The organism is Bradyrhizobium huanghuaihaiense (assembly GCF_025200885.1).
Taxonomy (GTDB): Bacteria; Pseudomonadota; Alphaproteobacteria; order Rhizobiales; family Xanthobacteraceae; genus Bradyrhizobium; species Bradyrhizobium huanghuaihaiense.
The window spans coordinates 3,464,480-3,486,842 of the sequence record NZ_CP104172.1 but is presented as its reverse complement, the minus strand read 5'-3'; the positions used below and the strand labels follow the sequence as shown (position 1 = coordinate 3,486,842).

The following is a 22,363-nucleotide window of genomic DNA, read 5'->3' as shown; positions in this document are numbered from 1 at the left end:
CCGCAGTCCCGGCAGCGTCCATTTACCTTGCGTCAAGCACGGCCGGTACAATCGGCTTCTGGCTTAAAAGGCTGTTAGGAGCCGTCGTCGTTGTTGGCCCCCGGGATACGGGGACGCTCTGCAATGCAATCGAACGAGGCACTCTACAGCGCGCCGAGCTGGCGCCTGACGCGCTGGCTGGCCGATGCCGGGCCGGGCGCGCCCGACGACATCCGTGCCGCGCTCATTGCCCAGCTCCATGGATCGCTGCCGGTGTTTGCCGCCGGCGCCGTCAACACTATTGCGGTCGCCGCCGTGATCGCCGCCCGCAAGCAGACCGCCCCCTTCATCGTCTGGCTGGTCATGGAGATCGCGATCTGCCTCGCCCGTCTCCTCGTGCTCGCCAGCGCGCATCGCAAGGCGCGTGAGCACCGCCCGACTCCGACTGACCTTCATCTCCTGCTGGCGGTCGCCTGGAGCGCCAGCGTCGGATTTGGCGCCATCGCCAGCCTTGCGAGCGGCGACTGGGTCGTCGCCATGCTGGCGTCGCTGTCGGCCGCAGCGATGGTCGGCGGCATCTGCTTCCGCAATTTCGGCGCACCGCGCCTCGCCGGAACCATGATCCTCTTGAGCCTTGGTCCCATCATCCCCGGCGCCGCACTCGCCGGCGAGCCGCTGTTCTACATCGTGTATCTGCAGGTGCCGATGTATCTGGCGGCGATGACGGCTGCCGCCTTCCGCCTCAACCGCATGCTGATCGCAACCATGCGCGCCGAGCGCGAGAACAGCCATCGCGCCCATCATGACGCGCTCACGGGACTGCTCAATCGGGCCGGCCTCGTCGAAGCGCTCGGCACGAGGCTCGCGGCGCGCGGCGAACCCTCCTTCGCGGTGATGTTCTTCGACCTCGACAATTTCAAGCCGATCAACGACACGTTCGGACACGCGGCGGGCGACGAAGTGCTGAAAGCGGTGGCCGCTCGCGTGCGCCGGGTGTTGCCTGACGGCACGGTGGTTGCGCGGATGGGCGGCGACGAATTCGTCGTGCTCCTCGACGGCGTCGCTCCCGAGATGGCGCGGGAGACGGGACACCGCCTCATCGCCGAGGTTGCCGCCTCCTACGAACTCAGTGGCGAGGTGCGCGCCGGTGTCGGAGCCAGCGTCGGCATTGCGATGTCGCCGGATCACGGCGCCGACGTTGCCGATTTGCTCGCCGTCGCCGATGCCGCGCTCTACGAGGCGAAGTCGGGCGGCAAATCCCGCTGCTGCCTCGCATCGGTCGAGACCAACCTTTCGGCATTGCGCCGGCTGCAACAGAGCGAGCCGAGGGGCCCGATGGCGAGTGCGGCCTGATGTAGGGGCGAAGCGCGTTCCGTCACCACGGCGTAGCCCGCATGAGCGCAGCGACATGCGGGGCCTTTCCCCGGATATCGCTTCGCTCATCCGGGCTACGAAGATCTCGTAGGGTGGCAAAGGCGCAAAGCGCCGTGCCCACCACTTCTCTCTCAGCGTCGTCGATAGACATGGTGGGCACGCTTCGCTTTGCCCACCCTACGAGACCTGTGCCCGACGAAACCTACGCGCCCTGCTCGAGCATCCCCTGCAGCCGCACCAGCTCCGCCTCCAGATCGCGCTCCACATCCGCCGCACGGATCTCCAGCACCCGATAGTCGCGCGCCTCGAGCCATGTCCGCCGCCCTGCGCGGTCCGCGGCAATGGCTTCCCCCTCGCCCGGGTTGACCAGCTCGATCGCGATCCGATGCGGGAACGAGACGAAGTCCGGGATGTGGCGCCCGACCGGGGTCTGGCGCTTGAACCCACCTGCGAAGCGGCGGTCGCGGGTCAGGGCCTGCCAGAGCAGGCGCTCGGCGTCGGTCGGGTTGCGGCGGAGCAGGCGGGCGAGGCCGCGCACGGTCGAGCCGCTGTCGGGCACGCCGCCGCCCTGCCCGTGCTCCGCCAGCAGCGCGCGCAGGCGCGTCGCCTGCTCGCCGTCGAGCACGCCGCCCTTGGCCGGACCCTTGCGCCCCTCCGCAATCGCCATGACGACGCCGTGGAGGGTATGCATGTCCTGCTTGGTCGGCTCCATGCGGCTGAAGATGTTGCGCAGGTTCACCAGCATGGTGTCGCGCTTCTCGGCCGGCCGCAGGAACTCGACCTTGTCGAGCTCGCGCACGAGATTGTCGAAGAACGCCTGCATCTGGTGCTGCGAGGCGCGCTCGGAGCGCTCCGGCATGGCGTGCGGCAGTTCGCCTGACGTCGCCAGCTTGAACCATTCATAGCCGACCAACAGCACGGCCTGGGCGAGGTTGAGCGAGGCAAAACCCGGATTGACCGGGAAAGTGATGATGCGGTTGGAGAGCCCGACCTCCTCATTGGTCAGGCCCCAGCGCTCCCGGCCGAACAGGATACCGGCCTTGCCGCCGGTCGCGACATGCCGGGCGATCTCGCTGACTGCCGCTTCCGGCCCGACCACCGGCTTGGCCTGGTCGTGGGGGCGAGCCGTGGTGGCGAACAAGAGGTCGAGGTCGGCGACCGCCTGCTCCACCGTGTCGAACAATTCGACCTTTTCCAGAATGTGGTCGGCGCCGGCCGCGGCCCGCTGGGCCGCGATGTTGGGCCAGCCGTCCCTGGGGTTGACGATGCGCAAGGCGCCGAGCGCGAAGTTGCCCATGGCGCGCGCGGCCATGCCGATGTTTTCACCCAGCTGCGGCTCGACCAGGATGACGATGGGACCGTCGAGGGAAAGGCCCGTCTTGCTCTTGTCAGTCCCCGACATCTGGCTTCGCTTTCACACTGTCTCTCAAGGCCTTGGCAAGGCACTCTTAGGAAATGATTCAAGGCGGCCTTTTCGAGTTGGTCTTGGGCCGGCCGGCGCTGCCCGCCTGTCGTTTGCCTGTCCTGACAAAATTCTCAAGGGAAATAACGGGTTGGATTCAACTTTTGAATCTCGCCTGAAACCTCACCCCCGCCCCAGCCGCGGGGTCAGGCCCCGCTCCCCATCTGGGGAAGCTGGATGAGCTAAAAGTGCATAATCACTTGGCTTTCGCCCGCTGCTATCAGGTGCTAAGAGGCGGCGGATATTCACGTTGGCGCGCCAAAAGCGCCGTTCCCAAGAGGGCTTCCCCGATCATGGCAAAAATCAAGGTATCCAATCCCGTCGTCGAACTCGATGGCGACGAGATGACCCGGATCATCTGGCAGTACATCAAGGACAAGCTGATCAACCCGTTCCTGGATGTCGAGCTGATGTATTTCGACCTGGGCATGGAGTACCGCGACCACACCAACGATCAGGTCACCATCGACGCCGCCGAGGCGATCAAGAAGGTCGGCGTCGGCGTCAAGTGCGCCACCATCACCCCTGATGAAGCCCGGGTGAAGGAGTTCAACCTCAAGCAGATGTGGAAGTCGCCGAACGGCACCATCCGCAACATCCTCGGCGGCGTGATCTTCCGCGAGCCGATCATCTGCAAGAACGTGCCGCGCCTCGTTCCAGGCTGGACCAAGCCGATCATCATCGGCCGCCATGCCTATGGCGACCAGTACCGCGCCACCGACATCAAGTTCCCGGGCAAGGGCACCCTCTCGCTGAAGTTCGTCGGCGAGGACGGCACCGTGATCGAGAAGGAAGTGTTCAAGGCCCCGGGCGCCGGCGTCGCCATGGAGATGTACAATCTCGACGACTCCATCATCGACTTCGCCCGCGCCTCCTTCAACTATGGCCTCTTGCGCGGCTACCCGGTCTACCTGTCGACCAAGAACACGATTCTGAAGGTCTATGACGGCCGCTTCAAGGACATCTTCCAGGAGATCTTCGACAAGGAGTTCAAGAAGGAGTTCGACGCCAAGGGCCTGACCTACGAGCACCGCCTGATCGACGACATGGTGGCCTCGGCGCTGAAGTGGTCCGGCGGCTATGTCTGGGCCTGTAAGAACTACGACGGCGACGTGCAGTCCGACACGGTCGCGCAGGGCTACGGCTCGCTCGGCCTGATGACCTCGGTGCTGCTCACCCCCGACGGCAAGACCGTCGAGGCGGAGGCCGCCCACGGCACCGTGACGCGCCACTACCGCGAGCACCAGAAGGGCAAGGAGACCTCGACCAACTCGATCGCGTCGATCTTCGCCTGGACCCGCGGCCTGTCGCACCGCGCCAAGCTCGACAACAATGCCGAGCTCGCCAAGTTCGCCGCCACGCTGGAGAAGGTCTGCGTCGACACCGTCGAGGCCGGCTACATGACCAAGGACCTCGCGCTGCTGGTCGGCGCCGACCAGCGCTGGCTCTCGACCACCGGCTTCCTGGACAAGGTCGCCGAGAACCTCACCAAGGCGATGGCGGCGTAAGCTGTCAACTACGCCGTCATTGCGAGCAAAGCGAAGCAATCCAGAATCCCTCCGCGGAAACAGTCTGGATTGCTTCGTCGCAAGGGCTCCTCGCAATGACGAGACCTTTGCCTGAGGAAGCACCATGCCGACACTCAAGAGCCTTGCATTTGCGGTCTTAGCCCTGACCAGCACCACCGCGCTGGCCGCAGACCCACTTCCTGACGCCATCGCCGCGCCTGGCGAGACCGTCGTGCTCAGCGTCCACGCCGAGGGCGCGCAGGTCTATGAGTGCAAGGCCGCCGCCGACGGCAAGCTCGCCTGGGCCTTCCGCGAGCCGGTCGCGACGCTGCTGTCCGAGGGCAAGACCGTCGGCCGCCACTATGCCGGGCCGAACTGGGAGCTCGCCGACGGCAGCGCCGTCGTCGGCAAGGCCATCGGCAACGCGCCCGGCGCAACGGCTGCCGATATCCCCTGGCTGAAGCTGGAGGTCGCCTCCCGCCGCGGCAGCGGCACCCTCACACCGGTCACCACGGTCCAGCGTATCAACACCCATGGCGGCAAGCTCGACGGCGCGTGTGACAAGGCCGGCGAGTTCAAAAGCGCGCCCTACTCGGCCGACTACGTCTTCCTGAAGAAGAGCTGACCGCTCAGCGGTCGGCGTGGTCCTTCTCAGCCTGCGCCAGCTCTGCCGCGGCGAGATCGCCGCTGTCGGCGAGCCGCGCCTTGGCGGTGGTGTGGACGTGCTCGGCCAGCGTCGGCATGCGCGCGATCAGGGCGTGGAAATCCTGAGCGTCGAGCACGAGCAGGCGCGTCTTGCGGGTCGCCGTCACCGTGCCGCTGCGCTTTGTCTTATGCAGCAGCGCGATCTCTCCGAAGAAGGTGCCGTCGGCAAGCCGCACCTGCTGGCTCGGCAGCGCGATCTCGACCTCGCCGGCGGTGATGAAATACATCGACGAGGCCGCATCCCCGCGCCGCACCAGGATCTCGCCCTGCTCGATGGTGCGCGCGCGCAACAGGCGCATGATGTCGGCGATCTCGGCCGCGGACAGATGCGAGAACAGCGGCACCCGCGCCAGCATGCCCCACGTCACCACGAAATCGCGCCGCTTCACCTCTTCCGCGAAGGCCGAGGAGATGATCGCGACCGGCAGCGCGATCATGGCGAAGCCGCTGATGATGGCGAAGGTCGAGATGAATTTTCCGAGCGGCGTCACCGGCACGACGTCGCCATAGCCGACGGTGCCGAGAGTCACGATCGCCCACCACATCGCCTGCGGGATGGTGCCGAGCTTGTCCGGCTGCACGTCGCGCTCGACGACATAGAGCAGCGAGGCAAAGGTCAAGACCGCGCCGATCAAGATGACGATGCAGCCGATCAGCGCGCGCCGCTCGGCATGGACGGCGGCGAGCAGCGAACGCATCGCCGGCGAATAGCGGATCAGCTTGAAGAACGGCAGCACGCCGAGCCCGGCGAGCGTCGCGTGCCGCCCCGTCGCGAGCACGATCGCTGCGGGGAGGAACGCCATGAGGTCGATGATGCCGAGCGCGGAGAAGGCATAAGACAGCCGGTCGGACAGCGCCGAGCCTGTGCGCTGGGTGTGCCCCGCCACCGTCCACAGCCGCGCCAGATATTCGAGCGCGAACACGATGACGGCGAAGACGGCGATCGCGCTGAACAGCGTGTCGAACCGCGCATCTAACTCCGGCACCGAGGCGAGGATCATCGCGGCCACATTGAGCACGATGACGCCGATGATGAGCTGGATGAAGCGCGACCCGACCGAATAGGCCAGGGGATCGTGCTCCAGCAATTCGTAGAGGCGATCCCGGAAGTCGGGATCGCCAAGCCCACGTCCTCGCGGAACGAGGCGCATGGGCCTTTAAGCGCCTGCCATCGCTTTTTCGATCGCCGCGAGCGCCGCGGTGGCGTTGGCGCCGTCGGGGCCACCGGCCTGCGCCATGTCGGGCCGGCCGCCGCCGCCCTTGCCGCCGAGCGCTTCGGAGGCGACGCGGACGAGGTTCACGGCGTTGAAGCGCGCGGTGAGGTCCGGCGTGACGCCGACCACGACGCCGGCCTTGCCGTCCCCGGTGACGCCGACGATGGCGACGACGCCCGAGCCGATCTGCTTCTTGCCGTCGTCGGCAAGGCCCTTGAGATCCTTCATCTCGATGCCCTCGACCGCACGCGCCATCAGCTTGACGTCGCCGACCTCGCGCACGCCGCTCGCCGCGCCGTTGCCGGCGGATGCGCCGCCGCCCATCGCCAGCTTCTTGCGGGCGTCGGACAGCTCGCGCTCGAGCTTCTTGCGCTCCTCCATCAGCGCGGCGATGCGCGCCGGCACGTCGTCGATCGAGGTGCGCAGCTCGTTGGCCGCGGTCTTCGCCAGCGCCATGGTCTCGTTGGCGTGTTTTCGCGCGTAGTTGCCCGTCAGCGCCTCGATGCGGCGCACGCCCGAGGCGACCGCGCTTTCGCCCGTGAGCGTGATCAGGCCGATATCGCCGGTGCGCTTGACATGCGTGCCGCCGCAGAGCTCGACCGACCAGCCGAGCGCATTGGCGCCGCGCTCGCGCGCGGTCCTGCCCATCGAGACGACGCGGACCTCGTCGCCATACTTCTCGCCGAACAGGGCGCGCGCGCCGGCCTCGCGGGCCTCGTCGACGCCCATGACGCGCGTCGTCACCTCGTCGTTCTCCAGCACCACGTCGTTGGCGATGTCCTCGACGCGGGCAAGCTCCTCCGCCGTGATCGGCTTCGGATGCACGAAGTCGAAGCGCAGGCGATCGGGCGCGACCATCGAGCCGCGCTGGGCGATGTGGTCGCCGAGCACCTGGCGCAGCGCCTCATGGATCAGATGCGTCGCCGAGTGGTGCGCGCGGATCGACGAGCGCCTGGAATGATCGACCTCGAGCTGCAGCGCGGTGCCAAGCTTGAGCTCGCCGCTCTCGACGGTGCCGATGTGGACGAAGAAATCGCCGAGCTTCTTCTGCGTGTCGGTGACGCGGAACTTGATGCCGCCCTCACCGATCAGCACGCCGGTATCGCCGACCTGGCCGCCGGACTCCGCGTAGAACGGCGTCTGGTTCAGCACGAGCGCGCCCGTCTCGCCGGCCTTGAGACTGGCAACCTCCGCGCCGTCCTTGACCAGCGCGGACACGACGCCCTCGGCGCTCTCGGTCTCGTAACCCAGGAACTCGGTGGCGCCGAGCTTTTCGCGCAGCGGGAACCAGATCGCCTCGGAGGCAGCCTCCCCCGAGCCCTTCCAGGACTCGCGCGCCTTGGCCTTCTGGCGCTCCATCGCGTCGGTGAAGGCGGACTGGTCGACGCCGATGCCGCGCGACTTCAGCGCGTCCTGCGTCAGGTCGAGCGGGAAGCCGTAGGTGTCGTACAGCGTGAAGGCGACGTCGCCGTCGAACATGTCGCCTTTTTTCAGGCCCGCGCTCTTCTCGTCGAGGATCGCCAAGCCGCGCGAAAGAGTCTTGCGGAAGCGGGTCTCTTCCAGCCGCAGCGTTTCCTCAATCAGCTTCTCCGCGCGCATCAGGTCGGGATAGGCCTGGCCCATCTCGCGCACCAGCGCCGGCACCAGGCGATGCATCAGGGGCTCCTTGGCCCCGAGCAGCTGCGCATGGCGCATCGCGCGGCGCATGATCCGGCGCAGCACATAGCCGCGGCCCTCATTCGAGGGCAGCACGCCGTCGGTGACGAGGAAGGCGGAAGAGCGCAAATGGTCGGCGATGACGCGGAACGAGCCGGCGGTCTGCTCCTGCGGCCCGCTGCCGAGCGCGGACGCGGTCGCATCGATCAGGTTGCGGAACAGGTCGGTCTCGAACACGCTCTCGACGCCCTGGAGGACGCAGGCCATGCGCTCCAGGCCCATGCCGGTGTCGATCGAGGGACGCGGCAGATCCACGCGCTCCTCCTTCGTCACCTGCTCGTATTGCATGAACACGAGATTCCAGAATTCGAGGAAGCGGTCGCCATCCTCTTCCGGCGAGCCGGGAGGCCCGCCCCAGATGTGCTCGCCGCGATCGATGAAGATCTCCGAGCACGGGCCGCACGGCCCGGTGTCGCCCATCGCCCAGAAATTGTCCGAGGTCGGGATGCGGATGATGCGGTCGTCGGAGAAGCCGGCGATCTTCTTCCAGAGCCCGTGCGCCTCGTCGTCGGTGTGGTAGACCGTGACGAGCAGCTTGTCCTTCTTCAGCCCGTACTCCTTGGTGATCAGCTTCCAGGCGAGCTCGATCGCGCGCTCCTTGAAGTAATCGCCGAACGAGAAATTACCGAGCATCTCGAAGAAGGTGAGATGGCGCGCGGTGTAGCCGACATTGTCGAGGTCGTTGTGCTTGCCGCCGGCGCGCACGCATTTCTGCGACGTGGTGGCGCGCTGGTAAGGCCGCTTCTCGACGCCGGTAAAGACGTTCTTGAACTGCACCATGCCGGCATTGGTGAACATCAACGTCGGGTCGTTGCGCGGCACGAGTGGCGAGGACGGCACGATCTCGTGGCCGTTCTCGGCAAAGAAGTTCAGAAAGGTCGACCTGATCTCGTTGACGCCGCTCATGTTCATCCAATCGGGTGTGCTTGGGCCCGCTGCCGCCGTCCAAACCGGAAATTAAGGCTGATATCTGCGGGCCAAAGCGCTTTTAGACAAGGCCAGCTTCGCTGTCCAGAAACTGTGCAAGGAGATCAGAGGGTTGCCGCAGGCGCTCAATCCGGTTGAAAGCCGCTGAAGTCGCGTTGACAGCCTTGGCTGGCCTGTGGTCTGTACCCATCTGTATCGTACGGCCACGTCGGGAGAGACCGGCTTTAGGCAGCCGGCGCCGAAGGAGCAACCGCCCCGGAAACTCTCAGGCAAAAGGACCGCGTGGCTTTGACAGCATCTGGAAAGAGGCGCCGACGGGCTTAAGGCCCGGACCAGCGTCCGCCGACGGGATAATACTCTCAGGCACAGCGACAGATGGGGCTTCGACTGGTGTCCATGGGGAATCCTCCCCGGGAACCGCCGAGGGCCCCTTAGATGCTAGCGCACAGCCAAGACTCTCTGAAACGTACGCCCCTCCACAGCCTCCATGTCTCCCTGGGCGGCAAGATGGTGCCGTTCGCGGGCTATGACATGCCCGTGCAGTACCCCGCGGGCGTGCTGAAGGAGCACCTTCATACCCGCATCCAAGCCGGCCTGTTCGACGTCTCCCATATGGGCCAGATCCGCTTGCTGCCGAAATCCGGGAGGATCGAGGACGCCGCCCGCGCGCTGGAACGGCTGGTGCCACAGGACATCGTGGCAATCGCCAAGGGGCGGCAGCGCTATGCCCAGTTCACCAATGCGGACGGCGGCATCCTGGACGACCTGATGGTCGCCAATTTCGGCGATCACCTGTTCCTGGTCGTCAACGCCGCCTGCAAGGAACAGGACGAGGCGCATCTGCGCGCGAATCTGTCCGATGACTGCGTGATCGATTCGCTTGCCGACCGCGCGCTGATCGCGCTGCAGGGCCCGAAGGCTGAGGCGGTGCTGGCGAAATTCTGTGCAGAGGCGCCGGCCATGAAGTTCATGGACGCCGGCCCGCATGAGGTCGCCGGCATCAAGTGCTTCGTCTCCCGCTCCGGCTACACCGGCGAGGACGGGTTCGAGATCTCGGTTCCCGCTGCCGATGCCGAACGCCTCGCCAAGATGCTGCTGGACAATCCGGACGTGTTGCCGATCGGCCTTGGCGCCCGCGACAGCCTGCGGCTGGAAGCCGGGCTCTGCCTCTACGGCCACGACATCGACACCGTCACCACGCCGGTCGAGGCCGCGCTGGAATGGTCGGTGCAGAAGAGCCGCCGCAGCAGCGGCGCCCGTGCCGGCGGCTTTCCCGGCGCGGAAAAGATCCTTGCGCATTTCGACAATGGCGCATCCCGCCGCCGCGTCGGCCTGCTCGCCGAGGGCCGCGCACCGGTGCGCGAAGGCGCGTTGCTGTTTGCCGACAGCGCGGGCGGCGAGCCCATCGGAAAGGTCACATCTGGCGGGTTCGGCCCGAGCCTGAGTGCGCCGGTGGCGATGGGCTACGTGCCCGTGAGCCTGAGCGCGCTCGGCACAAAACTCTTCGCCGAGGTGCGCGGCCAGCGCCTGCCGCTCGCCGTCGCCGCCATGCCCTTCGTGAAAAACACCTACAAACGCTGAGGACTCGACAATGACCACGACGCTGTACACTTCCGATCATGAATGGCTCGCCATCGACGGCGACGTCGCCACGGTCGGCATCACCGACTACGCACAGCAGCAGCTCGGCGACGTCGTCTTCGTCGAATTGCCCAAGGTCGGCCGCGCTTTGAAGAAGGCGGAAGCCGCCGCCGTCGTGGAATCGGTGAAGGCCGCCTCCGACGTCTACGCACCTGTTACGGGCGAAGTGCTCGAGGCCAACGAGGCGCTGGCCGCCGAGCCGGCGCTGATCAATTCGGACGCGCAGGGCGCGGCCTGGTTCTTCAAGATCAAGATTGCCGACAAGAGCGAGCTCGGCGGCCTCATGGATGAAGCCGCCTACAAGGCGCATACGGCTTAGGGACGATGGAGCAAGCGATGACCGCGCACCGTAAATCCAGCGGCGAGACCGCCGCCAGTTTCGTCCGCCGCCACATCGGCCCCTCCGCGCGCGATGTCACCGCAATGCTCGAGGCCGTCGGCGCGAAGAGCGTCGACGCGTTGATGGCGGAGACGCTGCCGGCCTCGATCCGGCAGGCATCCCCCCTCGATCTCGGCAAGCCGCTCAGCGAGACCGAGGCGATCGCGCATATGGCCGAGCTCGCCGCGCAGAACCAGGTCTTCACCTCGCTGATCGGCCAGGGCTATTCGGGCACCATCCTGCCCGCGGTGATCCAGCGCAACATTCTGGAGAACCCGGCCTGGTACACGGCGTACACGCCCTACCAGCCCGAGATCAGCCAGGGCCGGCTGGAGGCGCTGTTCAACTTCCAGACCATGATCTGCGACCTCACGGGGCTCGACGTCGCCAACGCCTCGCTGCTGGACGAAGCAACCGCCGCTGCCGAAGCCATGGCGCTCGCCGAGCGCCACTCGCAGGTGAAGGCAAAAGCCTTCTTCGTCGACAAGGACGTGCATCCGCAGACGCTGGCGGTGATGCGCACCCGCGCCGAGCCGCTGGGCTGGAATCTCATCGTCGGCGATCCCCTCACCGATCTCGACAAATCAGACGTGCTCGGCGCGCTGCTGCAATATCCGGGTTCTTCCGGCGCGTTGCGCGACCTCCGGCCGGCGATCGCCGCGCTGAAGGCCAAGGGCGCGCTCGCGATCGTTGCCGCCGATCTGCTGGCGCTGACGCTGCTCGCCTCGCCCGGCGAGTTAGGTGCCGACATCGCGATCGGCTCGGCGCAACGTTTCGGCGTGCCGATGGGCTACGGCGGACCGCACGCGGCCTATATGGCGGTGCGCGATGCGCTGAAGCGCTCGCTGCCCGGCCGCATCGTCGGCCTTTCCGTCGACTCCCGCGGAATGCCGGCCTATCGCCTTGCGCTGCAGACCCGCGAGCAGCACATCCGCCGCGAGAAGGCGACGTCGAACATCTGCACCGCGCAGGTGCTGCTCGCCGTGATCGCCGCGATGTACGCGGTCTATCACGGCCCCGAGGGCCTTTCGCAGATCGCGCGCAACGTGCATCGCCGCGCGGCCGTGCTCGCGGCCGGCCTGCGCAAGCTCGGCTTTGCGCCGCAATCGGAATCCTTCTTTGACACGCTCAGCGTCGATGCCGGCGCCAAGCGCGCCGAGATCGTCGCGCGCGCCGCTGCCGAGAAGATCAATCTCGGCGTAGGCGAAACTGCCCTGCGCATCGCGCTCGACGAGACCACGACGCCTGCGACGGTCGAAGCGGTCTGGCGCGCCTTCGGCGGCCAGCTTTCCTACGCCGAGTTAGATGCCACCACGCGCGAGGCCCTTCCGGAGGCGCTGAAGCGCACCACTGCCTTCCTGACCCATCCCGTCTTCCACGCGCATCGCTCGGAAACCGAGATGCTGCGCTACATGCGCAAGCTCAGCGACCGCGATCTCGCGCTCGACCGCGCCATGATCCCGCTGGGGTCCTGCACCATGAAGCTGAACGCGACCACCGAGATGATGCCGCTGACCTGGCCGGAATTCGGCAGCCTGCATCCCTTTGCGCCGCGCGAGCAGGCCAAGGGCTATCACGCGCTGTTCGCGCGGCTGGAAAAATGGCTGTGCGACATCACCGGCTATGACGCGATTTCGCTGCAGCCGAACTCGGGCGCGCAGGGCGAATATGCCGGGCTGCTCGCGATCCGCGGCTATCACGCCGCACGCGGAGAGAGCCATCGCAAGATCTGCCTGATCCCCTCCTCCGCCCACGGCACCAACCCGGCTTCGGCCGCGATGGTCGGCATGGACGTGGTGGTTGTGTCTTGCGAGAAGAATGGCGACGTCGACGTCAATGACCTCCGCGCCAAGGCGGAAAAGCATTCGAACGATCTCGCCGCGGTGATGATCACCTATCCCTCGACGCATGGCGTGTTCGAGGAGCATATCAGCGAGATCTGCGACATCGTGCACGGCCATGGCGGCCAGGTATATCTGGATGGCGCCAACCTCAACGCGCAGGTCGGCCTTAGCAGGCCCGGCGATTACGGCGCCGATGTCAGCCATCTCAACCTGCACAAGACCTTCTGCATCCCGCATGGCGGCGGCGGCCCCGGCATGGGCCCGATCGGCGTGAAGGCGCATCTTGCGCCGTTCCTCCCCGGCCATCCCGCGACGAAAGGCGACGCGCCGGTCGGTCCGGTTTCGGCCGCGCCGTTCGGCTCGGCCTCGATCCTCACCATCTCCTACATCTACATTTTGATGATGGGTGGCGAAGGCTTGAAGCGTGCGACCGAGATCGCGATCCTCAACGCCAACTACATCGCCGCGCGCCTCGATGCGCACTTCCCGGTGCTCTACAAGAACGCCAGGGGCCGCGTCGCGCATGAGTGCATCGTCGACCCGCGTCCGCTCAAGACCACCTCCGGCGTCACCGTCGACGACATCGCAAAACGCCTGATCGACTACGGCTTCCACGCCCCGACCATGAGCTTTCCGGTGCCGGGCACGCTGATGATCGAGCCGACCGAGTCGGAATCAAAGGCGGAGCTGGACCGCTTCTGCGACGCCATGATCGCAATCCGGAAAGAGATCGCCGAGGTCGAGGCCGGCCGCTTCAAGATCGAGGCCTCGCCGCTGCGTCACGCCCCGCACACCGTGCACGACATCGCGGACGATGCCTGGAATCGCGCCTACACCCGCAGCGAAGGCTGCTTCCCCGACGGCGTCTCGCGTACCGACAAATACTGGTGCCCTGTGGGGCGCGTCGACAACGTCTATGGCGACCGCAATCTGGTCTGCTCGTGCCCACCGGTGAGCGACTACGCCGAAGCCGCGGAGTAAGACGCGACGGAGGTCTCGTAGGGTGGGCAAAGCGTAAGCGTGCCCACCACCTTTGCACGCGGTGAATGATGGTGGGCACAGCGCTTACGCGCCTTTGCCCACCCTACGGCACTAACCCACCCTACGGCCCTTGGGGCGCAACCAGCGAACGCCCCTGCGCATCCCAGCGCCAAAGCCGTTCGTTGGTAAGATGCGTACCACCCCACCAGCGCCGAATCGGATTGAGCCGACGAAAATCCTCGCGGCCTTCAAGAACCGCTTTGCCAAACTCCGTCAGCGACAGCCGGCTGCGGCGAAAGGCAGCGTTGCGGCTTCTTGCATTGTCCCGATCAAGTGTCGCCAGCTTGCCGTCCAAACCCGCAACGGCGGGCGCCGGGCCGAATGCCAGTCCTTCGAGCAGCGTGCCCAACTCCCACGGATCGAACACGCGCGCTCCAAGCGTGCCAGGCCGAAACAGCTCATCGGTGCGATTGTGTCCGCTTGCGATCAGGTCGAGGAGCCGCGTCTCGGTCACGCCCAGCCCCGTCGCCGTCGACGGCAGTTCCGAGAGCAGGTCTTCCATGGCCGGCTTCAAAAAAGACAGCTTGCCGAGCGGCCGGTCGAGCAGCCCGGCACAAAGCTCGGGCGTCGGGGCGCAGTAGGCCTCCCAGGCCATGCTGGCGATTTCCACATCGCTTTCCGCGATATCGAACTGCCGCACGTCACGATGACGAAGCTCCGAGGGATCTGCGCCGCGCAGACCGAAATCGACACGTCGTAATCTCAGGCTCTTCGCGAGTGACGGCTTGAAACGCAGCAGGTAATCGAGAATCCAGATCAACTGCAATTGACTATTGGGTTCAGGGTCGAACCACAGTTCGATGTGATCGACCCCATAAGCCTCGCAAACCCAGAGCAAGGCGCCCGCCCGATCCTGGCGCCTGATGAGCGGCGATTGACGGACGCGGACGCAATCTGACCAGTGCATCTCGTCGTAAAACGTCCTAGACTCGCGCCAGCCGAGATAGCCGTTGAGGTGGTCAGGCGTGGGAAGTGGCCCCGACACGAAGCGATAGATGAACGGGACGACCATATCGGCGCGATCGGCGTGGGCAAGACCAACGCCGGACGAACTGGTCAGGATCACACACTTCATCGTCGGCGCGCCTCACCCTCACGCAAAACGAAACGGGCACCGAAGACGTCGGCAACTCAACGTCCTCAGTGCCCGCTCCTCGCGAAAACTTTTCCGCGTTAGGTCTTACTCTTCCGCCGGCTCCTCGCCGTCGGCGTCGCTCTCGGGCGTGCCGGCCAGAATCTGCTCGGAGATCAGGCCGGAGTTCTGGCGGATCGAGGTTTCGATCTTGGCGGTGATGTCGGGATTGGCCTTCAGGAACGCTTTCGAGTTCTCGCGGCCTTGGCCGAGGCGCTGGCTGTCATAGGAGAACCAGGCGCCGGACTTCTCGACGATGCCGGCCTTGACGCCGAGATCGAGAATCTCGCCCATCTTGGAGACACCCTCGCCGTACATGATGTCGAACTCGACTTGCTTGAAGGGCGGCGCCAGCTTGTTCTTCACCACCTTCACGCGGGTTGTGTTGCCGACCACTTCGTCGCGCTCCTTGATCGCGCCGATGCGGCGGATGTCGAGGCGGACGGAGGCGTAGAACTTCAGCGCGTTGCCGCCGGTCGTGGTTTCGGGCGAACCGTACATCACACCGATCTTCATGCGGATCTGGTTGATGAAGATCACCATGGTGTTGGATTTGTTGATGGACGCCGTCAGCTTGCGCAGCGCCTGGCTCATCAACCGCGCTTGCAGTCCCGGCAGCGCATCGCCCATCTCGCCTTCGAGTTCGGCCTTCGGCACCAGCGCCGCAACCGAATCGACCACCAGCACGTCCACCGCGCCCGAGCGCACCAGCGTGTCGCAGATTTCCAGCGCCTGCTCGCCGGTGTCGGGCTGCGAGATCAGGAGCTCGTCGATGTTGACGCCCAGCTTGCGGGCATAGACCGGATCGAGCGCGTGCTCGGCATCGATGAAGGCGCAGATGCCGCCCTTCTTCTGTGCTTCCGCAACCGTATGCAGCGCCAGCGTGGTCTTGCCCGACGATTCCGGCCCGTAGATCTCGACGATGCGCCCCTTGGGCAGGCCACCGATACCGAGCGCGATATCGAGCCCGAGCGAGCCTGACGACACCGCCTCGATGTCCATCGACCGGTCGCTCTTACCGAGCTTCATCACCGAGCCCTTGCCGAACTGCCGCTCGATCTGGGAGAGCGCGGCGGCCAGAGCTTTACTCTTGTCCATGGAAGATCCTTCGACGATACGCAGGGCAGTTGCGGACATTGGGTCGTGCTCCTTATGGCGAGGATTCGCTAGGGGGACAAACGATTGAGAGGCGGGCCGGCGATAAAAACAATGTACCCCATTTGTTCTAGGTTCGCAATATGTTCTTTTGCGGGTACCGCCCAGATTTGCCCCCCAAGTGTCCTATTTAGATTTCGTTAGTGTCCTAATTAGCTAGCGCGGACTGGACGGCCATGATGCCAAGTCCGATGTCAGCTACGGCAATCAGGCAAACGACAATCCAGAATGAAGCGGGGTCATCTTGCCGGACCAGCCGAGTTTCATTCCCGCCTCTAATTCCAGCCCACAGTTTCCCCGAGGCGATGCCGCGCAATAGGTATCGGCAGACAATAATCCCTGCCACGGCAAAGAACGCGACATAGACCGCTCTGGCCACTATCCCAAACTCTTCTAGGCCGCCTCTGTGGCGGCTTCTTTCACGGCTGCGTACCAGTCTTCGCGGCTGAGGAACTATCAGCCTAGCAGCGCATCTCTACGATGCCCCCAGCACGAAAGGTGCCCCCCCGACTGCTGGAGGAAAACCCCATCAGCGGGTTGGCGGCCCCCAATTGGGGCCGTTTATATTCAAAGATAAGGCCGCCTCAGTTGGCGGCCTCATCCATTGTCCATTGTCTGAGTCTTTCCTCTTCGTCTTCGAATAGCGCGATATTCGCTTCAAGCCTCTTGAGCAGGCGACGCGCATCTACGACAGCACCCGATTTCCGCCTGATTGAGTTCGAAGCGCCCGTGCTCGCGGAACCAAGGAACCTAACATAAGTTAAGCTCCCGGCTTGACCGGGAGGCGCTTATGGCAACAGGCGACTTGGAATGGCTTTCCGAACAGATCGAATTCAAAATGGAACGGATGCGCGCCAAGACCGAGCGCGAGAGGGCAATGCTTCAGCGATCTTTCGAATTGCTTGCGAAGGCAAAAGAGCTGCTTCGCGAGCCCGCCCCGCAGGTCTGGCCGTCGAGACAGCCTCAAAAGTAGGTCGTGCCTCAGTTTGAATTTTGCTGGTGAATTAGGAACCTATCCGCGCTTTCGTACTTGGGCCCGGTTATTGGGTTACATCATGACTGCGCATCACGAAGAGAAGTCGTCGGCCCTGGTTCCACGAAAGACGGCACCAAGGTGCCCGGCCTGCGCATCCTTTCCCAGACTGGCATATTCGATGCTGGACCCCCGGCGCGGCCGAACTGTACGCCTTTACGAATGCCAGTGCGGCGAACGTATTTGGGACGATTAAGGCCGACGCTGTTGACGTGGTTTCGCTAGCAACCATCGGTTAAAAGGCGCATTGTTCCTGCATCACCGGCCGAGGCTCTGCCCGTAGGCGTCGGTGGCTGAGAGACCGAGAGCGCTCCCGCCTGCAAAGCGAAGGGAGCGCCGTCATGGCCGACCATTCCCAGATCCGTCGCGCGCGTAATCTGGCTGCCGAGATCGCGAAGCAGAACGACAAAATCCGCCAGATAACGGCTGAAGCGGCCGAAGCGCTCAAGCTGCCCAAGCCCGACACCTTCCTTGGGCGCAAGACCCAAGAGCCGTTCCGGGACGAAGACCCGTTGGAACGCGTGGATATTCATAACCTCATCCACAGCGAGTTGCAGCCGCCGAAGCCGTAGGGGCCGCCCATAAGACTGGCACGAGCTGCGTAGCATTGGTCCTGCTACGCCATGCTGCCGTATGGGCAATGACCTCCGGTACAAGGTTCTTGTGATCGTCGGGACAACCTGTCGGTGGCGGTGGTTGCCGTCGCCATCCTCATGTTTTAAGGCCGCCTCCGTTGGCGGCCTCCTCCCCATCCACATCGATCAGATCGAAACTGCCCTCCAACAATTGGAGCCAGGCTGTCCGCATTTGATCACAAGTGTCCCAGTTTGCTCTGAGGGTGTCCCAACTCTCGTGGCGTCCTCAAGAAGCTTCGCGGCCTCCTTGAACCAAAGGCCAGCCATAAAGAACCGAACGACCTGGATTTTGCGCCGGCTGTGCACGTCGCGGTGTTGTGCCGCCGATTCCGTTGCTGGTTGGCGCGTCACAAGCCTGTGGCATGGCCGTTGCACATTGAGCTCAACTGAGATTTCAGCGCTCAGTTAGAAAATAAAGCGCCGCCGGGACGTTTATTTCGAGCCCGGCCGCGCTTTTCTTAATCCTGATACGGCCATTCGCCGTCATAAATCCGTAATTCTACGGCACCCGAACCTTCCCGCTATTCCCGGTCTTGTCTAGGGATCAGCGACTGAAAAGACGGGGAACGTGAGTGATGACGGAACCGACCCATCTTGGCGTGGCGCCAAAAGATCGCCTGTTGGACGCAGCCCGCAAAGAGCTGATCGAGTTCGAACGGCGAGAAAAGGAGTTTCGCAAGAAGGACCGCGAGGAGCGTGCGGCGGAGCTTCACCTTCCCCTGGATCGGATCATCAAGGTCCACTGAGGCGAACGCCGACAGGGCTTGCCTCCAGAACCTTTGCAGTGCGCCCGGGTTATCCCGGCATGTATCGCCTCTGGTATTTTGCCGCCTTCATCGCGGTCACCGCGACGGCCTTCGGCGCCTTGGTGGCGTTCGACAAATTCCTCGGATGACGCGAGGCCGCCTCGGTGGCCGGCCTCTTTTATTCGTGGGATTGCAAGCAGCTGATCTGGGACGGCGCATCCATCGGAAATCAACTAGGTTAGTCCGGCCGGTTCCCGCAAGGCCGCCAGCCTGTGCGGCTTCCTTCTGTTGATCCAGCGCAAACATCATTCCCTCGCACGGCAGACCATCCGGGCCATGACCGATCCAGGTAAGCCGACTGAGGGGTAAGGAAGCCAAGCCATCGCGCTTGGACGAGGCGCGCCGGATCATTGAGGTACGCCGCCGACCTCCGCGAGATCATCATGCAGTTGCGCCGCAAGCTGAATTGAGGCCGCCTCAGTTGACGGCCTTTTTCAACTCGCCCTTCGGGATCGTGCGGCATGTCTTCGGGAACCGGAACGCCAGCTACGGCATATTGGATTCGTGAAATTCAAACCCAACGGTTAGGACCCGTCAGACGAGGTTGTGTCATGCAGCGACGCCGCCGTTTCGCGCAAACCGTATCCCTGGAAGAACGCCTTGCCGAAGAAGCAAAACGCCTCCGAGAAAAAGCCAGATCTCTCCCTCCCGGTCCGCTACGGGACGACGCCCTCCGCAAGGCCCGCCAGGCCGAGACCGGTTCGCACATGAGCCAGTGGCTGAGATCGCCCGGCCTCCAGCCGCCGGACTGAGGCGTCAGCAGCAACCCAAAGTTCAATAGTGAACAAAAAGCGGCCCGTGGCAGTTTACCTGGCATCACCGGCCGAGGCTCTGCCGTAGGCGTCGGTGGCTGAGAGACCGAGCGCGCTCCCGCCTGCAAAGCAAGGGAGCGCCGCCATGGCCGACCACAATCACATTTCGCGCGTGCACTATCTGGCTGTCGAACTTGCCGCGCAGAACGCCCTGATGCGCGAGCTGGTGGCGGAGGCGGCGAAAGTGCTGCAACTGCCCGTGCCGGATACGTTTCTCGGCCGCAAGACACAGGAGCCATTCCCCTGGGAGAAGCCTCGCGCCTGAACGCGCTCGCTTGCTTCTGCGTCATGGGGGCCATGGAAACAGACCCGTTTTTCCGGCGCGCCGGCTTGCTTCAGCGGTATGGCAGTCGGTAAGGCATTCCAACACCACCCGTAAGCCATTGATCGCGCAAGAGAGACCTACTGTGCATGGGGTTGTTTTGCAGCTTTATGCGGGTCGGCGCGTCCATGACCATGCTGGCCCGGAGCCGCCCCCCATCCGCCTGCGTCCCGTGGTCCCTAAAGCAGCACCAGCAGTGCGATGCCGATCACCAACACCACGAAGCCAGCCGCTGTCGCGGCGGCAAATGACCGCTCTACGTTATCCATGATGCCACCCCGTTGCCGGCGCGCCACGTTTCCCCCATGGCACGACCGGACGTTGCGGAATCTCGCCTGCTGCTGTGGCTCGAGTGGTGCGATCGGGTGGCCAAATTGGGACCGGCGCGGGGCCAGTCTGCGGCCTGCTCAGCGCTGCTTTCGTTTTCGCCGTCAGGCGTCTGTAAGCCAACGCGCCTAGTGTCGATGAGCCCGGTGGACCAACACCGGGCCTCCATACCAGTCGACGACCCCGCTCTCACCGAGCGGGGTTTTCTGTTTGCGAGCCTGTGCGCGGTGATGCCTGCCGAATCGATTCGCGAGCCTGTCAGGCTGCCGTAAGCTCAGCCGGTTAGGGTCTTTCGGCTTATGGTGTTGCAGCCCAGCACCTCAGCCTCCAATAACCTTTGCCCCGCTTGGCTCTCCCCAGGCGGGGTTTTTTCATGCGTGCCCGCCGTTCACGCCCCGCCCTCCTCTCGCGTCAGCCGCAGCGAGAAGGCGCGGATCGCGGGCGCCGCCAGCAGCACCATGGGCAGCATCGCGGCCCATGCGATCAGCCACGACACCATCCAGTGCCGAACGAACAGCAGCGCACCATCAGCGGGAAAGCTGGCGATCCCCGCCGCGATCAGCGAGGTCAGTCCGGACTGGATGACGCCGAAGACGAAATGACTGTAGCGGCGGGGAATGCCGAGCATGACGCGCCCTTGTGCTTACCGTCATGTGGCCAAGCAAGGCACGTGCCGCCTCGCGCACTGGGACGCGCCTGATCGCCTGCCCGTTCAGCGCCCGCGCTTTTTTGAATCCGGAGACTGATCTGGATCAAGAGTCTTGGGCAGCATCAGCATTGAACTGGCTCCGTGGTTCTCCGGCCATGAACAAAGTTCCTGGCCGGGCGATGGCGCGCGCGCTTTCGAGATTTCCGTGAGCTATCCAAGAGTTACCGGCAGATTTCACTTGTCCCTGGAATATTATGACGGCCAACATGTTTTCAGTGATCGAGGGTGAATCGTGGGAGGTGACCATGAATCACAGGGGCGTCGAGTTCACCGTCGCCAAGACAGCGATTCCCGGAGTCTGGCAGTGGCAGTTCCGCATCGGGGAGCAGGTCAAGTCCGGCAAGACCGAGACCAAGATCGACCTGTTGGCGATCCGGCGGGTGCAGCTGCGCATCGATCGGGAGCTGAAAGCCATCGGGCGCAAGACGGCCTGATCGAGACGGCCTGACCGAGACAGCCTGAGGCGGAGCGGCGGTGTCGCGGACATCCTTGCGCAGCGCGACATCCCCTGACCGAAGCCGCATGTCCTCCGTAGACGTCCGGAATTGATCTGCCGGGGGTTTGGGATTGCACTGCCGGCCCATGGCCTTGGGGGCGGGGCCTTTACGCGCGACCGGTGCCAGCCATGCCGCTTTATTTCTTCCGAATCCGCAACGGCCGCTATTCCGGCTGTGCGGACCAGGCGACGGAATTTTCCGATCGCGATTCCGCCTGGAAGGAGATGACCAGCGTCTGCGCCGACATGGCTGCCGGGATCGCCCGCAAGCTCCAGGAAAATTCCGAATGGCACATGGAGCTCCTCGACGAGGCCAAGGAGCCGGTGTTCCGCATCCGCATCGTCGCCGAGACGCTCGACTAGGCGCGAGGGCGCGGTCCCTCAATCAGCGCTGGGCAGCCGCCGCATGGTGAATTCGATGTCGCCGCCGGGCAGCTCGCGCCAGGTCTCGACCGCGCTCATATAGCCGGCCTTGGGATAGCGGGCGAAGAAGGCCTCCGCCCTCGCCCGCGCTGCCGCGCGCGGCAGCGTGAAGGTCTCGCGCAGATAGCCGTCACTGGCGCGCCCGCCCGGCGTGCTGCCGCCGACCTTGCGCCGGCGCGCCATCCGCTCGGCGAGATCCCGCGGACGATCGGCCATGAATTGCCCTCCTCTACGCAACACCTGCGCTCAATGTAGGGAGTGGCCGGGCAAGGAGGAGTCCCGGCCGGAAGGCGCCTGCCGCCCCCGGCCAAAGGCTCAGTTCGCGGCTGTGCCGGTCTTGCTCTTCTTCGGCGCGCTGGTGGCGGCCGCCTTCGGCGCCGCCGGCTGCTTCGGCGGATCGGAGCGCATGCCGCCCCAGGGATCGTTGGACGCCTTGGCGTCCGGAATCTTCTTCAGCGTTTCCTTGTAGGCTTTGTCACGCTCGGCTTCCGCGGCCTTCTCCTCCGGGGTCTTGCCCGGGCCGTCCTGCAGCAAATTGAGATTGGGCATTTGCGCATAGGCCGGTCCCGCCAGCACGGCCAGCACCGCGGCCAAACGGAAAAGCTTCATCTTTGACTCCTCAGATCATTTCATGGAGGCGCGGCTCGCCGTGCCTTGTCATCCCAGCGCGGCCGCTGGGGGCCGCAGGGACCGCTACGATCGGCACGATTTCGGTGCGTGCAG

At 64.7% G+C, this 22,363-nt stretch carries 21 protein-coding genes and 1 riboswitch; of the genes, 13 read left to right on the top strand and 8 right to left on the bottom strand.

Annotation, left to right across the window (positions count from 1 at the left end; genetic code table 11):
* Positions 1 to 123: 123 nt before the first annotated feature.
* Positions 124 to 1,332 carry a GGDEF domain-containing protein gene (locus tag N2603_RS16425; protein ID WP_260389615.1) on the top strand — a complete coding sequence of 403 codons (1,209 nt, stop codon included), beginning with the start codon at positions 124 to 126 and terminating at the stop codon, positions 1,330 to 1,332.
* A gap of 223 nt (positions 1,333 to 1,555) precedes the next feature.
* On the opposite strand, the gene N2603_RS16420 is transcribed toward N2603_RS16425, so the two are convergent.
* Positions 1,556 to 2,755, bottom strand: a complete 1,200-nt coding sequence (locus N2603_RS16420; protein WP_260389614.1) for a TrmJ/YjtD family RNA methyltransferase — start codon at positions 2,753 to 2,755, stop codon at positions 1,556 to 1,558.
* 353 nt (positions 2,756 to 3,108) lie between these two features.
* Between N2603_RS16420 and N2603_RS16415 the strand changes: the two genes are divergently transcribed.
* Positions 3,109 to 4,323 (top strand): NADP-dependent isocitrate dehydrogenase, encoded by a 1,215-nt coding sequence (locus tag N2603_RS16415; protein ID WP_260389613.1) that lies wholly within the window; start codon positions 3,109 to 3,111, stop codon positions 4,321 to 4,323.
* Positions 4,324 to 4,447: 124 nt separating this feature from the next.
* Positions 4,448 to 4,948, top strand: coding sequence for a DUF3455 domain-containing protein (locus N2603_RS16410; RefSeq protein ID WP_260389612.1), 501 nt, complete (start codon positions 4,448 to 4,450; stop codon positions 4,946 to 4,948).
* A gap of 4 nt (positions 4,949 to 4,952) precedes the next feature.
* Here the strand turns inward: N2603_RS16410 and N2603_RS16405 are convergent, their stop codons facing one another.
* Together N2603_RS16405 and alaS are read right to left on the bottom strand one after the other, a co-directional pair.
* Positions 4,953 to 6,179, bottom strand: a complete 1,227-nt coding sequence (locus tag N2603_RS16405; RefSeq protein WP_260389611.1) for a cyclic nucleotide-gated ion channel — start codon at positions 6,177 to 6,179, stop codon at positions 4,953 to 4,955.
* 6 nt (positions 6,180 to 6,185) lie between these two features.
* Entirely contained in the window at positions 6,186 to 8,864 is a 2,679-nt protein-coding gene (gene alaS, locus N2603_RS16400; RefSeq protein ID WP_260389610.1) for an alanine--tRNA ligase, read from the bottom strand.
* A gap of 220 nt (positions 8,865 to 9,084) precedes the next feature.
* Positions 9,085 to 9,175, top strand: a riboswitch (glycine riboswitch).
* 145 nt (positions 9,176 to 9,320) lie between these two features.
* On the opposite strand from alaS, the gene gcvT reads away from it, so the two are divergent.
* Genes gcvT through gcvP form a run of 3 tightly spaced genes read left to right on the top strand, consistent with a single transcriptional unit; the run spans position 9,321 to position 13,730 of the window.
* Positions 9,321 to 10,466, top strand: coding sequence for a glycine cleavage system aminomethyltransferase GcvT (gcvT, locus tag N2603_RS16395; RefSeq protein ID WP_260389609.1), 1,146 nt, complete (start codon positions 9,321 to 9,323; stop codon positions 10,464 to 10,466).
* A 10-nt stretch (positions 10,467 to 10,476) separates the two neighbouring features.
* A complete protein-coding gene (gene gcvH, locus N2603_RS16390) occupies positions 10,477 to 10,845 on the top strand; it encodes a glycine cleavage system protein GcvH (RefSeq protein WP_260389608.1) in 369 nt (122 codons plus the stop codon).
* A 17-nt stretch (positions 10,846 to 10,862) separates the two neighbouring features.
* A complete protein-coding gene (gene gcvP, locus N2603_RS16385) occupies positions 10,863 to 13,730 on the top strand; it encodes an aminomethyl-transferring glycine dehydrogenase (protein WP_260389607.1) in 2,868 nt (955 codons plus the stop codon).
* A 121-nt stretch (positions 13,731 to 13,851) separates the two neighbouring features.
* On the opposite strand, the gene N2603_RS16380 is transcribed toward gcvP, so the two are convergent.
* Both N2603_RS16380 and recA read right to left on the bottom strand, forming a co-directional pair.
* Positions 13,852 to 14,865, bottom strand: a complete 1,014-nt coding sequence (locus tag N2603_RS16380; protein WP_260389606.1) for a hypothetical protein — start codon at positions 14,863 to 14,865, stop codon at positions 13,852 to 13,854.
* Between the two features lie 105 nt (positions 14,866 to 14,970).
* Complete coding sequence (gene recA / locus N2603_RS16375) at positions 14,971 to 16,059, bottom strand: recombinase RecA (RefSeq protein WP_260389605.1); 1,089 nt, start codon at positions 16,057 to 16,059, stop codon at positions 14,971 to 14,973.
* 808 nt (positions 16,060 to 16,867) lie between these two features.
* On the opposite strand from recA, the gene N2603_RS16370 reads away from it, so the two are divergent.
* From N2603_RS16370 to N2603_RS16350, 5 genes are all read left to right on the top strand, one after another.
* A complete protein-coding gene (locus N2603_RS16370) occupies positions 16,868 to 17,050 on the top strand; it encodes a hypothetical protein (protein ID WP_260389604.1) in 183 nt (60 codons plus the stop codon).
* Between the two features lie 401 nt (positions 17,051 to 17,451).
* A complete protein-coding gene (locus tag N2603_RS16365) occupies positions 17,452 to 17,682 on the top strand; it encodes a hypothetical protein (RefSeq protein ID WP_018642763.1) in 231 nt (76 codons plus the stop codon).
* A gap of 638 nt (positions 17,683 to 18,320) precedes the next feature.
* Complete coding sequence (locus N2603_RS16360; RefSeq protein WP_260389603.1) at positions 18,321 to 18,491, top strand: hypothetical protein; 171 nt, start codon at positions 18,321 to 18,323, stop codon at positions 18,489 to 18,491.
* 611 nt (positions 18,492 to 19,102) lie between these two features.
* The gene (locus N2603_RS16355; RefSeq protein WP_018642766.1) at positions 19,103 to 19,303 is read left to right on the top strand and encodes a hypothetical protein; all 201 of its coding nucleotides are present in this window, start codon (positions 19,103 to 19,105) and stop codon (positions 19,301 to 19,303) included.
* Between the two features lie 145 nt (positions 19,304 to 19,448).
* A complete protein-coding gene (locus N2603_RS16350; RefSeq protein ID WP_260389602.1) occupies positions 19,449 to 19,628 on the top strand; it encodes a hypothetical protein in 180 nt (59 codons plus the stop codon).
* Between the two features lie 772 nt (positions 19,629 to 20,400).
* On the opposite strand, the gene N2603_RS16345 is transcribed toward N2603_RS16350, so the two are convergent.
* Positions 20,401 to 20,640, bottom strand: a complete 240-nt coding sequence (locus tag N2603_RS16345; RefSeq protein ID WP_018642769.1) for a DUF2798 domain-containing protein — start codon at positions 20,638 to 20,640, stop codon at positions 20,401 to 20,403.
* A 326-nt stretch (positions 20,641 to 20,966) separates the two neighbouring features.
* Between N2603_RS16345 and N2603_RS16340 the strand changes: the two genes are divergently transcribed.
* Together N2603_RS16340 and N2603_RS16335 are read left to right on the top strand one after the other, a co-directional pair.
* Positions 20,967 to 21,155, top strand: coding sequence for a hypothetical protein (locus N2603_RS16340; RefSeq protein WP_026311954.1), 189 nt, complete (start codon positions 20,967 to 20,969; stop codon positions 21,153 to 21,155).
* A 191-nt stretch (positions 21,156 to 21,346) separates the two neighbouring features.
* Positions 21,347 to 21,580, top strand: coding sequence for a DUF6894 family protein (locus N2603_RS16335; protein ID WP_018642771.1), 234 nt, complete (start codon positions 21,347 to 21,349; stop codon positions 21,578 to 21,580).
* An 18-nt stretch (positions 21,581 to 21,598) separates the two neighbouring features.
* Here the strand turns inward: N2603_RS16335 and N2603_RS16330 are convergent, their stop codons facing one another.
* Both N2603_RS16330 and N2603_RS16325 read right to left on the bottom strand, forming a co-directional pair.
* A complete protein-coding gene (locus N2603_RS16330) occupies positions 21,599 to 21,856 on the bottom strand; it encodes a hypothetical protein (protein ID WP_026311955.1) in 258 nt (85 codons plus the stop codon).
* Between the two features lie 99 nt (positions 21,857 to 21,955).
* Complete coding sequence (locus tag N2603_RS16325; protein WP_018642772.1) at positions 21,956 to 22,249, bottom strand: hypothetical protein; 294 nt, start codon at positions 22,247 to 22,249, stop codon at positions 21,956 to 21,958.
* Positions 22,250 to 22,363 lie beyond the last annotated feature (114 nt).

What these genes read in the sequence shown, in the direction of transcription:
- N2603_RS16380 (WP_260389606.1), bottom strand. Translation starts at nt 14,865, where the DNA reads ATGAAGTGTGTGATCCTGACCAGTTCGTCCGGCGTTGGTCTTGCCCAC.
- N2603_RS16420 (WP_260389614.1), bottom strand. Translation starts at nt 2,755, where the DNA reads ATGTCGGGGACTGACAAGAGCAAGACGGGCCTTTCCCTCGACGGTCCC.
- N2603_RS16410 (WP_260389612.1), top strand. Translation starts at nt 4,448, where the DNA reads ATGCCGACACTCAAGAGCCTTGCATTTGCGGTCTTAGCCCTGACCAGC.
- N2603_RS16370 (WP_260389604.1), top strand. Translation starts at nt 16,868, where the DNA reads ATGGCAACAGGCGACTTGGAATGGCTTTCCGAACAGATCGAATTCAAA.
- gcvP (WP_260389607.1), top strand. Translation starts at nt 10,863, where the DNA reads ATGACCGCGCACCGTAAATCCAGCGGCGAGACCGCCGCCAGTTTCGTC.
- N2603_RS16425 (WP_260389615.1), top strand. Translation starts at nt 124, where the DNA reads ATGCAATCGAACGAGGCACTCTACAGCGCGCCGAGCTGGCGCCTGACG.
- gcvT (WP_260389609.1), top strand. Translation starts at nt 9,321, where the DNA reads ATGCTAGCGCACAGCCAAGACTCTCTGAAACGTACGCCCCTCCACAGC.
- N2603_RS16360 (WP_260389603.1), top strand. Translation starts at nt 18,321, where the DNA reads ATGACGGAACCGACCCATCTTGGCGTGGCGCCAAAAGATCGCCTGTTG.
- N2603_RS16335 (WP_018642771.1), top strand. Translation starts at nt 21,347, where the DNA reads ATGCCGCTTTATTTCTTCCGAATCCGCAACGGCCGCTATTCCGGCTGT.
- N2603_RS16350 (WP_260389602.1), top strand. Translation starts at nt 19,449, where the DNA reads ATGGCCGACCACAATCACATTTCGCGCGTGCACTATCTGGCTGTCGAA.
- N2603_RS16330 (WP_026311955.1), bottom strand. Translation starts at nt 21,856, where the DNA reads ATGGCCGATCGTCCGCGGGATCTCGCCGAGCGGATGGCGCGCCGGCGC.
- N2603_RS16365 (WP_018642763.1), top strand. Translation starts at nt 17,452, where the DNA reads ATGGCCGACCATTCCCAGATCCGTCGCGCGCGTAATCTGGCTGCCGAG.
- N2603_RS16340 (WP_026311954.1), top strand. Translation starts at nt 20,967, where the DNA reads ATGAATCACAGGGGCGTCGAGTTCACCGTCGCCAAGACAGCGATTCCC.
- N2603_RS16405 (WP_260389611.1), bottom strand. Translation starts at nt 6,179, where the DNA reads ATGCGCCTCGTTCCGCGAGGACGTGGGCTTGGCGATCCCGACTTCCGG.
- N2603_RS16345 (WP_018642769.1), bottom strand. Translation starts at nt 20,640, where the DNA reads ATGCTCGGCATTCCCCGCCGCTACAGTCATTTCGTCTTCGGCGTCATC.
- gcvH (WP_260389608.1), top strand. Translation starts at nt 10,477, where the DNA reads ATGACCACGACGCTGTACACTTCCGATCATGAATGGCTCGCCATCGAC.
- recA (WP_260389605.1), bottom strand. Translation starts at nt 16,059, where the DNA reads ATGTCCGCAACTGCCCTGCGTATCGTCGAAGGATCTTCCATGGACAAG.
- alaS (WP_260389610.1), bottom strand. Translation starts at nt 8,864, where the DNA reads ATGAGCGGCGTCAACGAGATCAGGTCGACCTTTCTGAACTTCTTTGCC.
- N2603_RS16355 (WP_018642766.1), top strand. Translation starts at nt 19,103, where the DNA reads ATGCAGCGACGCCGCCGTTTCGCGCAAACCGTATCCCTGGAAGAACGC.
- N2603_RS16325 (WP_018642772.1), bottom strand. Translation starts at nt 22,249, where the DNA reads ATGAAGCTTTTCCGTTTGGCCGCGGTGCTGGCCGTGCTGGCGGGACCG.
- N2603_RS16415 (WP_260389613.1), top strand. Translation starts at nt 3,109, where the DNA reads ATGGCAAAAATCAAGGTATCCAATCCCGTCGTCGAACTCGATGGCGAC.